The 13260-nt window shown below is 57.9% G+C and carries 8 protein-coding genes and 1 tRNA gene; 6 read left to right on the top strand and 3 right to left on the bottom strand.

The window, feature by feature from the left end; all coding sequences use genetic code 11:
• Positions 1–102: 102 nt before the first annotated feature.
• The 3 genes from SCM96_13240 to smc are packed head-to-tail and all read right to left on the bottom strand — an operon-like array spanning position 103 to position 6229.
• Complete coding sequence (locus tag SCM96_13240; protein MDW7761583.1) at positions 103–1131, bottom strand: histone deacetylase; 1029 nt, start codon at positions 1129–1131, stop codon at positions 103–105.
• A complete protein-coding gene (locus tag SCM96_13235; GenBank protein ID MDW7761582.1) occupies positions 1128–2606 on the bottom strand; it encodes a radical SAM protein in 1479 nt (492 codons plus the stop codon). The genes SCM96_13240 and SCM96_13235 overlap by 4 nt, the downstream gene beginning before the upstream one ends.
• A complete protein-coding gene (gene smc, locus SCM96_13230; protein ID MDW7761581.1) occupies positions 2603–6229 on the bottom strand; it encodes a chromosome segregation protein SMC in 3627 nt (1208 codons plus the stop codon). Before smc ends, SCM96_13235 begins: the two co-directional genes overlap by 4 nt.
• 192 nt (positions 6230–6421) lie before the next feature.
• On the opposite strand from smc, the gene SCM96_13225 reads away from it, so the two are divergent.
• From SCM96_13225 to SCM96_13200, 6 genes are all read left to right on the top strand, one after another.
• Positions 6422–6494: transfer RNA gene (locus SCM96_13225), tRNA-Thr, on the top strand.
• Between the two features lie 303 nt (positions 6495–6797).
• Positions 6798–7175 (top strand): hypothetical protein, encoded by a 378-nt coding sequence (locus SCM96_13220; protein ID MDW7761580.1) that lies wholly within the window; start codon positions 6798–6800, stop codon positions 7173–7175.
• A gap of 104 nt (positions 7176–7279) precedes the next feature.
• The gene (locus tag SCM96_13215) at positions 7280–9679 is read left to right on the top strand and encodes a protein kinase (GenBank protein ID MDW7761579.1); all 2400 of its coding nucleotides are present in this window, start codon (positions 7280–7282) and stop codon (positions 9677–9679) included.
• A gap of 97 nt (positions 9680–9776) precedes the next feature.
• On the top strand, positions 9777–12164 hold the full coding sequence (locus tag SCM96_13210) for a protein kinase (protein ID MDW7761578.1): 2388 nt from the start codon (positions 9777–9779) through the stop codon (positions 12162–12164).
• Positions 12165–12193: 29 nt separating this feature from the next.
• Positions 12194–12610, top strand: a complete 417-nt coding sequence (locus SCM96_13205; GenBank protein ID MDW7761577.1) for a nucleotidyltransferase domain-containing protein — start codon at positions 12194–12196, stop codon at positions 12608–12610.
• A 3-nt stretch (positions 12611–12613) separates the two neighbouring features.
• On the top strand, positions 12614–13051 hold the full coding sequence (locus tag SCM96_13200; GenBank protein MDW7761576.1) for a DUF86 domain-containing protein: 438 nt from the start codon (positions 12614–12616) through the stop codon (positions 13049–13051).
• Positions 13052–13260 lie beyond the last annotated feature (209 nt).

The raw sequence follows: 13260 nt of genomic DNA, 5'->3' as shown, positions 1-13260 counted from the left end.
TGCCAAGGTAAAGTGTTTTTCGCCCGGGGAAGGAACGTGTTCGGCGGTTTTTGGTTGTCCTTCTCAGATGACGCCGCCCTCTTCTGAGGACAAAAAAGCAGATTAGAAATTCCAGCGGTGGGAGGAAGCCCGGAAAACCGGTTCGAGCTCTTTCCTCAAGGCGTCGGAGAGCTGGAAACGGGGAACTTCGGATGCGTTTTCCCCCGCCATGCGTCCGAGGATCTCCTCGGCGCCGTCCGCCAGGACGCGGAGGTTGTAGCCTCCTTCGAGAACGAAGGCGATGCGTGAACCGCAATGAGCCCGGGCCATGTCCAGCAGCTCCGCCGCGATCCAGCCGAACTCCTCCCGAGTGACCCGCATGCCTCCCAGGAGATCGCCGGCGCCGATGTCGAAGCCGGCACTGACCAGGATGAATTCCGGTTTGAAGCGGTCCGCCGCGGGACGAAGGATGTTTTGGAGAATGGCCGTGTAGTCGGCTCCGGTCTTTCCGGCCCGGAGCGGGATATTCAAGGTAAAACCCTCGCCCCGACCCTGTCCCGTTTCTCCGGCCCGTCCGCTTCCAGGATAAAAGGGCGACTGGTGCGTGGAAAAATAAAGAACATCGTCGCGACCGTAGAAGGTATCCTGGGTTCCGTTGCCGTGGTGAAGATCCCAATCCGCAATCAGAATTCTTCGAAACCCATGGACAAGAACAAGATGTTCGGCGGCCACGGCGACATTGTTGAAGATACAGAAACCCCTTGCCCGGACCGCTTCGGCATGGTGACCCGGGGGCCGGACGAAGGCGAAAGAGTTCTGGATTCTTCCCTCGATGATCAGCTCGGCGGCCTTGATCAGGCCCCCGGCGGCCAGACGGGCCGTCTCATAAGTGAGGGGGCCGGCCGAGGTGTCGGGATCGAGGTGGACGCGGTCCCTTCCGGCCGTCTCGCGGATGGCCCGGACATAGAGAGGATCGTGAACGCGGGCCAGTTCCTCCTCCGAAGCGGGGCGGGGCTCGACCAGAAGATAAGGAAAACGGATCCTGTCTTCGATCATGCGGTTGATCGCCTCGATGCGCTGAGGGCTCTCCACGTGATAGGTCCCCATGTCATGGTCGGCGAACCGCGCATCCTTGACGATTCCGATTTTCATCGCGTTTTCCGGAGTTTGCCGATTTTCAGCTTGAGGAGAACCCAGGTCATGACGACATACCTGAAAAACTCCCCGAAGGAGCGGATTTTTCCCAGAGTCCGGGGGATTTTTTTCAGGATGGATACCCGGCCTCCGCTCATCGACCAGCGGAAAAGAAGCTCGCTGACCTGAGACCAGGTCAGTTGATCCAGGAACAGCGGCACGTCTCCCTGAGCCGTCGGAAGGGTGATGACCCGGGACCGGCCGGGACGGGTCCAGGTGAAATCCGCGGGTAAAAGCCCTTTCTCCCGGGCGGTTTGTTCCAGGGGCGTCCCCGGATAAATGTGGAGAACGGCCACGGAAGGCTCGATCCGGCCTTTGTATTGCTCGATGATCCGGATGGTTTCCTGCGCCTCCTCCCATGTTTCGGTCGGATGGCTGAAGATGAAAAAGACATTGGGGATGATCTCCAGTTCATTGCACCAGTCGACCAGGTTGTGAAAATCGCGCATATCGATTTTCTTGTTGATGATCTCGTTGCGGACTCTCTCGGAGGCCGCCTCCAGCCCGAATGACAGGTGGAAAAGCCCGGCCTTCTTCATTTTTTCGAGAAGCGGCCGGTTGATCATGTCGATGCGGACGTCGGCTTTCCAGAAGATGTCGAGTTTTCTCTCCAGGATGAGATCGCAGATCGCCTCGGCCCGTTTCGGATTGGCGTTGAACGTGTCGTCGTAGAAAAAGACGACCTTGATTCCATAGGTTCGGATATGGTGCTCGATTTCCCGGACGACGTTTTCCGGGCTGCGCATCCGGACGGTCCGCCCCCAATTGATGGGGGTCGCGCAGAAGTTGCAGAAAAACGGACAGCCCCGGCTGGTCATGACGTTGACGGCCGGCAGAAGTCCGTGGCCGGGAACTTCGAACCGGAAATTGTACGACTCGAAAGGCACGAGATGGAAGGCGGGGTCGGGCAGGGCGTCGAGGTCGCGAATGGGTTCCCGGGGCGGCGCGGAGACGATCCCGCGGGATGAACGGAAAGACAGCCCCCGGATGTCTTTCAGAACCTCGGGATCCCGGCCTGACTCCAGGGCCCGGCAGAGTTCGAGAACGGTCGTTTCTCCCTCTCCGCGCACGACCATGTCGAGCTCGGGGAGATGGGCCAGGGCGTCTTCGGCCGCCATGGACGCATGGGGACCTCCAAGGACGGTCAGCGACTCCGGACTTGCCTTTTTGGCCTCCCGAACGAGCCGGAAGCTCTGGAAGCGGTTTTCCGTGGTCGATGTCACCCCGACGATATCGGGCTTGTCCCGGGCGATCTTTTCCCGGATGGCGCTCCAGCTCATTTTCAGAATGTCCGCGGGCACGATTTCAACACCCACGCCGGCTTGTTCGAGGACGGCTCCGATGGACAGAAGTCCGAGGGGCGGCATGGAACTGCCCTGGGACCATCGTTCCGCAAAATAGCCGCCCGGCGGAATGTAGAGCTGGATCTTCATGAGACGACGGCTTGTTCGTCCTTCTTTTCGAGTTTGACGGAATAGAGCTTGGTGACGTTGGGATCTTCCATCGTCGTTCCGAAAATGTAATCGGCGACTTCCATGGTTTTATAATTGTGGGTGATGATGATGAATTGGGTCTGCGTCTTGATGGCCTTCATGAGGTCCAGAAAGCGGGCCAGGTTGACGTCGTCGAGGGCGGCGTCGACCTCGTCGAGGAAGCAGAACGGGCTCGGCCGGTAGCGGAAAAGGGCGAACATGAAGGCCAGGCTGGTCAGGGACTTCTCGCCGCCCGAAAGAAGCGCCAGGTTCTGAACCCGTTTGCCCGGCGGCTGGGCGATGATCTCGACGCCGCTTTCCAGGGGGTTGTCCGGCTCCAGAAGCTTGACCTCCGCGTTTCCTCCCTTGAACAGGATGGCAAAGACGTCCTGGAAATTCGAGTTGACCTGTTCGAGCGCGGCGAGAAACTGGGTCTTGCTTTCCTCGTCGATCTTGCGGATGGCCGCCTCCGTGGAGGCGATGGATTCGAGAAGATCCCGGCGCTGGGTGACGAGAAATTCGTGGCGGGTTTTCTTTTCGGCGTATTCCTCTTCGGCCATGAGGTTGACCGCCCGGTATTTCTGGAGAAGATCGCGGGCGTCCTCGAGCTCCCGGTCCACTTCGTCGTCCGAAAGCTCGGAGGCCGGGACCAGGCGGCGGCCCGGGCGGCGTTCGCGGCCGGGCTCGGGTCCGTCTCCGGACTTTTCCGTCTCGTCAGGGTGCGATTGCTCGTCCCCCTCTTCCTCTTCGGCCTGAAGATTCTGATCGGTTTCCTGAGGGGCGGCGGTCTCCTCGCGAAGCTCGGCCAGGGTTTTCTTGAGTTCCTGCCAGCAGGTTTCCTCCAGGTTCACCCAGTCTCTCTCGATTTCGGCTTTGCGGATTTCGTGGCGGACGCGTTCCTCCTTGGCCGACTCCTCCTCCCGCCTCTGCGATTCGAGCGCGGTTTCCATCTCCTCCTGCTTTCTCCGGATGGAATGGAGATGGGCTTCCCGCTCCGCCAGCGCGGATTCCAATTCGGCCTGGTCCCGGGCTGAGGCGGCGGCCTTTTCGCGGAGGTTGCGGACATGATCCTGAAGCTGTGTTTTTTCCTCTTCGGCCTTTTTTGCATCGACGGCGAGACCGTCCGTCCTGGCCTCGAGGGTTTGTTTCCGTTTTTCCAGGCTCTGGAGATGATGGCGAAGGCCGCTCATCTTTTCGTTGGCCAATTCCAGACCGGCTTTGAGTTCGAAATAAAGCCGTTCGGCCTCGGCGTCCTTTTCCATTCCCTCCGCCGCCTCGCTTTCCTCGCGGGCGATCCGGTCTTTCAGGGTTTCGGCGTCCGAGGTCAGGGCGGCCGCCGCAACGTTCAGGCTGTCCTGAAGGGCCAGCGCCGATCGGATTTCACCCTCCAGGATGTCGATCTCGCGGGACAGAATTTCGACGTTCGTCCGGGTCTTGTTCCGCTCGGTTTCCAGGTAGCCGGCTTCCTTGTCCCGTTCGGCCAGCGCTTTTTCAAGGGCGATGGAGCGGGCGGCCAAACGGCGGATTTCTTCGTCATGGCCGGATGCGGCATCTCGGGCGATCCGGAGGCGCTCCAGGATTTCCGGAAGTTCGGCTTCGCAGGCGGCTGCCGCGGTTTCCAGATCGCGGATTTCCTGCATGAGGGCGATCATGCCCTCCGGTTTCGGCCCGAGCCTCAGAAGTCCCGAGGCCGTCAGAATGTCGCCGGTCGGCGTGATGAAGTTCCAATCCGGAAAGTCGAGCCAGAGCCGGACGGCCGCGGCGACATCGTCGACGACGGCGGCATCGGCCATGTGATTCAGGCGGTTTCCGATCCGTTCGGAGGGCTGAAGCCGAGTCCGCAGAAGCCCGCGCACGGAGGGCTGCCGGATCAGGTTGTCGGGGACCTTGCTTCGGATGTCCCTGGGAAGAAGAAGATAGCGGCCTTTGATATCGATCCGGTAATGCTGCAGAAAATCCTCGGCGGGAACGACGAGAGCCGCGGCTTCCTCCTTCCAGAAGACATCGAAAAGCGGCGCATCTCCGGAAGAGGTCCGGATGAGTTCGGCCAGAAGCCCCAGCGATCCCGGGACGGGCTCGGTCGAGGCGCCGCTCCGTTCCTTCTCCAAAACATCCCGGAGGGCCCGGATCCGATGTTCGCATTCGCCGTGCCGGCTCTTCAGGGCATCGACCTGTTCCTGCAGGCGTTCGGCATCGGCTGCGGCCTCCCGCCGGGCCTCTTCGCGGGTCTTGCCTTCCTGCTTCAAGGTCTCGTGATCCGTCCGAAGGAGCCGCCTGTCCGTCTCGTTTTCTTCGATGCGGCGCGATATATCGACGGCCTGGTTTTTCAACTCTTCGATCTGACCGGTGATTTTGTCTTTTTGCCTCCGGATGATCTCAAGTTCCTTTTCCGTCTTGGCCAGACCGTTCTTGTTTTCGGTCATGTCCTGCAGGAGACGCAGGTAGGCGCTGCGCGATTCGGCGATCGTCCGTTCCCGTTCGGAGGCCCGGTCCCTGGCGGTCTTGAGGGCTTCGGCGGCCCCGGCCGCTTTTTGTTCCGCACTTTCCCGCGAACGCAGCACATCCTCCAGGCTGTTCCGGCTCTCCTGGATCTCGAGTTCCAGATGGAGGAGTTCGCCGGCGATCTCGGAGCGTGCGGCCTCGGCTTTCCGACCTGCATCGGTGAGAAACTCGGCACGCTTGGTTTCCCGCTCGATTTCGCCTTCGATCCGGGTTCCCAGGGATCGAATGTTGAAAAGGCGCTCCCTGTCCTCCTCGAGAGCTTTTTCCAGATCCCAAAACTCTTTTCGGATGGAGGCGATGGTTTTCTCCGCCTCCTTGACATTGGCCGTCAGGGCGTGTTCCTTGTCAAGTCCGGCGGCATGGAGGGCGCCGGTTTCCTGTTGGAGCCGTTCAAGAAGGCGAAGTTTTCTCTGGAAATGCTGCCCCGTCAATTCGCGGATGCGTTCCCGAAGCCTGCGGTAGCGGTTGGCGGCCTGGGCCTGCCGCTGCAGCGAATTCCGGGCTTTTTCGACTTCGGCGATGATGTCTTCCAGGCGGACGAGGTTTTGCCCCGTGTTTTCGAGCTTGTTCTGGGCCTGGCGTTTCTTGTCCTTGTAAAAGGCCGTTCCCGCCGCCTCTTCGATCAAGGCCCGCTTTTCCTGAGGCTTGGATGTAACGAACGTGCCGATGGCGCCCTGTTCGATGACGAAGTATTCCTTGTCGCCGATGGCCCGCTTCCAAAGTTCATCCTGGATATCCTTGAGCCGGACGGTTTTTCCGTTCAGCCGGTATTCTCCTTCACCGGAACGGAATACGCGGTGGGAAACGACGAGCTCCTCGTTGTCGTTGCCGAGTGTCAGAACGACATCGGCCATCGCCTGAGCGGGCTTTTTGGCGTTGCCGTTGAAAATGACGTCATCCGTCCGGTCGCCCCGGACGGACTTGACACGCAGCCCTCCCAGGACCCAGAGCATGGCGTCGACGATGTTGCTTTTTCCCGTGCCGTTCGGCCCGACGACGGCCGTGATTCCCGAATGGAAAACGACGCGGGTCCTTTCGGGGAAGGACTTGAACCCCTGCAATTCCAGCTTCTTGACTTTCATGGGCTGTTGTTCCGGATTCTCCGTTCCGCTTGGTGTGCCCGGGTCAAGCGCGGCGGATCTGCGGTTCCCCGGACCGGAGGGGTATTGTAGTCGAAATGGGTTGGAATGGAAAGGGGGCTTATCTTGACAGTCCGTCTCGATTTGATTAATGTGTGGGAAGCTTCAGGCGCGGCCGGCCGGCCGCGCCGGCGGGCCAGCGTAGCTCAGCCGGTAGAGCAACTGATTCGTAATCAGTAGGTCGGAGGTTCAATTCCTCTCGCTGGCTCCGTCTTATTCCCCGAGAAATCAGCATCTTAAAGCATCCCTATCATGCCGGGATCGAGATTCCTAATCGCTCCCCATCGCCTCTCCATCTTCATCAGAAATTTCTAACATTTTGAAAATCTATCGAGCTGCGACTAAATGAATAATTTCATCTTTTTGGCGGTAGCTTTTTAATTTTGTGCTGGAAATCTGATCGGACTTAGAGATGGATCTTTCGGAAAAGTGAGTACATATACATCGATGGAAATGGGGGTTTAGTTCGATCAAACTGCGTGTCGAAATCTGTGCTTTAAAGGAGGAACACATGAAGGCGAGAGTGCTTTTCCGGTTTCACTCAGTAGCCGGCCTCGTTTTCGGGGCGTCATTCCTGGCGTTTCCGGGTTTCGTGAGCGACTTTCTTGCATTGCCGACCGATTCCATGGGAACTATTGGTTGGAGGTTCTTCGGACTTGGGATCCTCGCAATTGCAGGCATTGCATTCGGCTCCCGAAACAAGACAGTGGATGAGGTCCGTTTCCCTATCATTCTCGTGTTCTTTCTGCTGCTCATCGCGATGGTGCTGCTGAAGCTCGCTCTGATGTTTTTCACCAGTCTTGAGCTCAACCTGTGGATGTGGGTTGTTCTCGGTTTCCATGTTTTGATGGCCGTTGCGTACGGTGCCTATCTGTTCATGGGTCGATAAACGCATCCTTGGATTCCGAGGATCTCGACGGGAGAATTTTCTGATTGACATCCCTACACCCGCGACCTACATTGTTCTATAGTTGACGAAAAAGGAGAGGGATCATGGGAAAATCCTTGAAATGTCCGAAGTGTCATTCCGAAAACCCGGAAAATTCACGTTTTTGCAATGACTGCGGATCCAGTCTCGATGTCAAGGCCGCGCCGGACCCGAAGGGCCAACCCTCCTTGACGAAAACGCTCGAAACGCCGATTCCCCCGCTTAAGAAAGGGACGCTCTTCGCGAACCGGTACAAGATCGGCGGAGAGATCGGACGGGGCGGCATGGGCGTCGTGTTCAAGGCCGAGGATACCAAGCTCAAACGGACCGTCGCCCTGAAGCTTCTCCCCTTCGAACAGTCGCAGTCGCCCGAGGCCAAGAAACGGTTCATGCGCGAGGCCCAGGCCGCTGCCGCCCTCGACCACACCCACATCTGCACGGTCTACGAGGTCGAGGAGCATGACGGCCAAATGTACATCGCCATGGCCTATATCGACGGGATGAGCCTCAAGGCGAGGATCGTCCAAAAACCGCTCAAAATCAAAGAAGCCCTGGACATCGCCCTCCAGGTCGCAGAAGGCCTGGGGGAAGCGCACCGCAAAGGCGTCATCCACCGGGACATCAAGCCGGCCAACATCATGCTGGCTACAAGAGGCGGGGTTAAGATCATGGACTTCGGTCTGGCCCGAATGGCAGGCGCCATAGACCTGACGCGAACGGACGCGGTCATGGGCACGGTCGCCTACATGTCGCCCGAACAGGTCTTGGGCCAAAAAGTCGACCATCGCACGGACATCTGGTCTTTCGGTTGCATGGTTTACGAGATGCTGGCCGGCCAGGGCCCGTTCCAGGGCGGGCACGAACAGGCGGTCTTTCAGGCCATTGTCCACGGCGAGCCCGAGCCGATCGCGGCTCTGATGAGCGACATCCCGGCCGGCCTCGCCGGAGTGCTGGAGCAATGCCTCCAGAAAAACGCCCTCAACCGCTACCTGGATTTCCAGGCCCTGCTCCAGGACCTCAAGGCCGTGGATCTCCGTGACGTCGCCTCGGCGCCCGCACCGTCTTCCCATAAGCCGTCCACCTCCATCGCCGTCCTCCCCTTTACCAATATGAGCCCGGACAAAGAGCAAGACTACTTCGCCGAAGGGATCGCGGAGGAGCTTCTGAACGCCCTGGCCCGCATTCATGACTTGCGCGTCATGGCCCGGACCTCGGCCTTCGCCCTCAAGGGCATGAATCTCGATATCCGGGAGATCGGCCGGAGGCTCGACGTCAAGGCCGTTCTCGAAGGCAGCGTCCGGAAGGCCGGGAACCGGCTGCGCGTCACGGCCCAGCTCATCAACGTCGAGGACGGGTTCCATCTCTGGTCGGACCGCTACGACCGGGACATGGCCGACATCTTCGCCATCCAGGACGAGATCACGGCGGCCATCGTGGACAGCCTGAAAGTGACCCTGAAGGTCGGTGAGAAGACCGCCCTCCGGAAGCGCTCTACGGACGACCCCGAGGCCTACAACCTCTATCTCAAGGGACTCTACTTCCTCGCCCGGCCGAGTCCCGATTCCTACGAGAAGGCCGTGGGATTCTTTCGGGCCGCCATCGATAAGGACCCGCATTTCGCTCAGGCCTACGCGGGCATGGGCCAGGTTTTTGCCTTTTTAGGGGCTTTTAATTTTGCCCCTCCGGCAGAGATGCTGCCGAAAGCCAAAGCGGCTATCGAAAAAGCCCTGTCCCTTGATGAAAATCTGTCCGAGGCCCATTCCGCCGCCGGCATGGTGGCGCACTGGCTCGAGTGGGACTGGGAGGCTGCCGCCCGCAGCTATGATCGGGCGCTTGCCCTCAATCCGGGCGACGCCATGGCCCACGCCAATCGCGGCTGGTTCCTGGTGACCATGAATCGATATGACGAGGCCGTTCGTGAAATCAAGAAGGCCCTTGAGCTCGATCCCCTCATGCCTCTCTATTACGCCTGGTCGGTCGGTATTCACATGTCCGTAGCAAGAACTGACGAGGCGCTCCAGGAATTAGCGAGGGCAATGGAGATCGACCCGAACTTTGTCCTGACCCATTATTTTGCCGGGTATTCTTATATGCGCAAGGGCCTATGGGACGAGGCCATTGATGGCTTAGAAAGAATGAAAAGACTTACTGTCATCCCCGGCTGGGCCGAAGGAGTTCTTGCAGGAATCTATTATTTGAAGGGGGATCATAAGAAGGCTGAGCAAGTTCTTGAGGAGATGATCGAACAGAAAAAAACCATCAAAGAGACGTCGTCCTTTTACATCGGTATGGCAGCCGGGTTCTTGGATCGACTCGACCTGGCCTTCGAATTCCTGGACAAGGCCTATGAAGAGCGCGATATCATGTTGGCTTTGATCCACACTCATGCCGCCATCTGGCCTTCTTCGATGAGCGCAGACCCTCGCTACAAAGCTTTCCTGGCCAAGATGAAGCTGGATTTCTGATTCGATTCAAAGTTCTAACGGTTTTCATATTTATTCATTGACATCCCTACACCCGCGACCTATATTGTTTCATAGTTGACGAAAAGGGAGAGGGATCATGGGAAAATCCTTGAAATGTCCGAAGTGTCATTCCGTAAATCTTGAGGATTCGCGCTTTTGCAGCAACTGTGCGGCTCCCCTCGGTCCGGAGGGGCAGGCCATCCCCTCCTTGACGAAAACGCTCGAAACGCCGATTCCGCCGCTTAAGAAAGGGACGCTCTTCGCCAACAAGTACAAGATCGGCGGAGAGATCGGACGAGGCGGCATGGGCGTCGTGTTCAAGGCCGAGGATACCAAGCTCCGACGCCCGGTCGCCCTGAAGCTTCTCCCCTTCGAACAGTCGCAGTCCCCCGAAGCCAAGGAACGGTTCATGCGCGAAGCCCAGGCCGCGGCCGCCCTCGACCACCCCCACATCTGCACGGTCTACGAGGTCGAGGAGCATGACGGCCAAATGTACATCGCCATGGCCTATATCGACGGGATGAGCCTCAAGGCGAGGATCGTCCAAAAACCGCTCAAAATCAAAGAAGCCCTGGACATCGCCCTCCAGGTCGCAGAAGGCCTGGGGGAAGCGCACCGCAAAGGCGTCATCCACCGGGACATCAAGCCGGCCAACATCATGCTGGCTACAAGAGGCGGGGTTAAGATCATGGACTTCGGTCTGGCCCGAATGGCAGGCGCCATAGACCTGACGCGAACGGACGCGGTCATGGGCACGGTCGCCTACATGTCGCCCGAACAGGTCTTGGGCCAAAAAGTCGACCATCGCACGGACATCTGGTCTTTCGGTTGCATGGTTTACGAGATGCTGGCCGGCCAGGGCCCGTTCCAGGGCGGGCACGAACAGGCGGTCTTTCAGGCCATTGTCCACGGCGAGCCCGAGCCGATCGCGGCTCTGATGAGCGACATCCCGGCCGGCCTCGCCGGAGTGCTGGAGCAATGCCTCCAGAAAAACGCCCTCAACCGCTACCTGGATTTCCAGGCCCTGCTCCAGGACCTCAAGGCCGTGGATCTCCGTGACGTCGCCTCGGCGCCCGCACCGTCTTCCCATAAGCCGTCCACCTCCATCGCCGTCCTCCCCTTTACCAATATGAGCCCGGACAAAGAGCAAGACTACTTCGCCGAAGGGATCGCGGAGGAGCTTCTGAACGCCCTGGCCCGCATTCATGACTTGCGCGTCATGGCCCGGACCTCGGCCTTCGCCCTCAAGGGCATGAATCTCGATATCCGGGAGATCGGCCGGAGGCTCGACGTCAAGGCCGTTCTCGAAGGCAGCGTCCGGAAGGCCGGGAACCGGCTGCGCGTCACGGCCCAGCTCATCAACGTCGAGGACGGGTTCCATCTCTGGTCGGACCGCTACGACCGGGACATGGCCGACATCTTCGCCATCCAGGACGAGATCACGGCGGCCATCGTGGACAGCCTGAAAGTGACCCTGAAGGTCGGTGAGAAGACCGCCCTCCGGAAGCGCTCTACGGACGACCCCGAGGCCTACAACCTCTATCTCAAGGGACTCTACTTCCTCGCCCGGCCGAGTCCCGATTCCTACGAGAAGGCCGTGGGATTCTTTCGGGCCGCCATCGATAAGGACCCGCATTTCGCTCAGGCCTACGCGGGCATGGGCCAGGTTTTTGCCTTTTTAGGGGCTTTTAATTTTGCCCCTCCGGCAGAGATGCTGCCGAAAGCCAAAGCGGCTATCGAAAAAGCCCTGTCCCTTGATGAAAATCTGTCCGAGGCCCATTCCGCCGCCGGCATGGTGGCGCACTGGCTCGAGTGGGACTGGGAGGCTGCCGCCCGCAGCTATGATCGGGCGCTTGCCCTCAATCCGGGCGACGCCATGGCCCACGCCAATCGCGGCTGGTTCCTGGTGACCATGAATCGATATGACGAGGCCGTTCGTGAAATCAAGAAGGCCCTTGAGCTCGATCCCCTCATGCCCCTCTATTACGCCTGGTCGGTCGGTATTCACATGTCCGTAGCAAGAACTGACGAGGCGCTCCAGGAATTAGCGAGGGCCATGGAGATCGACCCGAACTTTGTCCTGACCCATTTATTTGCCGGGTATTCTTATATGCGCAAGGGCCTATGGGACGAGGCCATTGATGGCTTAGAAAGAATGAAAAGACTTCCTGTCATCCCCGGCTGGGCCGAAGGAGTTCTTGCAGGAATCTATTATTTGAAGGGAGATCATAAGAAGGTTGAGCAAATTCTTGAGGAGATGATCGAACAGAAAAAAACCATCAAAGAGACGTCGTCCTTTTTCATCGGTATAGCAGCCGGGTTATTGGATCGACTCGACCTGGCCTTCGAATTCCTGGACAAGGCCTATGAAGAGCGCGATATCCTGATGGCATTGATCCACACTCATACCGCCATCTGGCCTTCTTCGATGACCGCCGACCCTCGCTACAAAGCCCTCCTGGCCAGGATGAAGCTGGATTTCTGATTCGATTCGCAAATGGGTATAATAACGTCATGATCGAGAAGAGGTTTCGGACGAAACAGCGTATCGGCGAAGAGCAACAGCGCGGGCTCATCACGGAGTTGAAAACCTATTTTTCTAAGAGAGATGATGTGGCCTTCACTTATATCTACGGCTCATTTTCCGAGGGGAATTCTTTCAGGGATATCGACGTCGCCGTCTATCTTTTGGAATACAATGAGGAATCCGTCCCGGAGTCGGATCTATCGTTCGCATTGTCAAAATCCACGGGTTACCCGGTCGAAGTGATGATCTTGAACCGGGCGCCTGTTTCTTTTCAGCTTTCCGTCCTGAAGAAAGGGGTGCTTCTCGTCAGCAAATCGGAAGACCTCAGAACGGATTTTATCGATGATGTCGGCAGAAGATACCGCGAATATTCTCACTTCAGAAACCTTGCTCTTGAGGCCTAGCGCATGAAGACGGCTGTAGATATGGATCGCATCCTAAAAGCGAAGATGGATCTTGTCCGGATTTCGGATCAAATCGATCACCTTTTCGGCGGCGGGGTCGAGGATTTCCTTACGGATCCCAGAAATGCGCTGTCCATGAAATATCTATTGATTGAGGCCGTCGAGGCCGTGGCCGACATCTGTCAACATCTCCTGGCGAAAGCGAAGGGGATCGTTTGTGAAGGATATGTCGACTGCATCGTTAAGGCCGGCGAAGCCGGGATCATGACTCATGCCTTGGCTCAAAAGCTGCGGAAACTGGCTGAGCTCAGGAATATCCTCATCCATCGATATTGGGTTGTCGATGATGAGAAGGTCTTCCAGCAGACAATGGAGAACAAGGATAATCTGAGAAAATTCCTTGACGAGGCGGATCGCTTCATCAAATCACTGAAGATCTAAATTTCCATACACCTCATGGGAGTTCTTGATTCCCTCGCTTGAGCGCTTTCCTATCAAAGTCCTTTTGTGTTTCATATTGATTCATTGACATCCCTACACCCTACATTCCGCACGAAACAATCTTGAAAATGCGGAATTATTATTGAACTTATCATCTTTAATATCAGCTGGATAGCTTACTTGTAGAAAACAGCCCTTTCTTTGATTTC

This window comes from Acidobacteriota bacterium, assembly GCA_033549365.1.
Lineage (GTDB): Bacteria > Acidobacteriota > Aminicenantia > Aminicenantales > Saccharicenantaceae > JAWSUF01.
The sequence above is the reverse complement of the archived record's forward strand: the minus strand, read 5'-3'. Positions and strand labels throughout refer to the sequence as shown.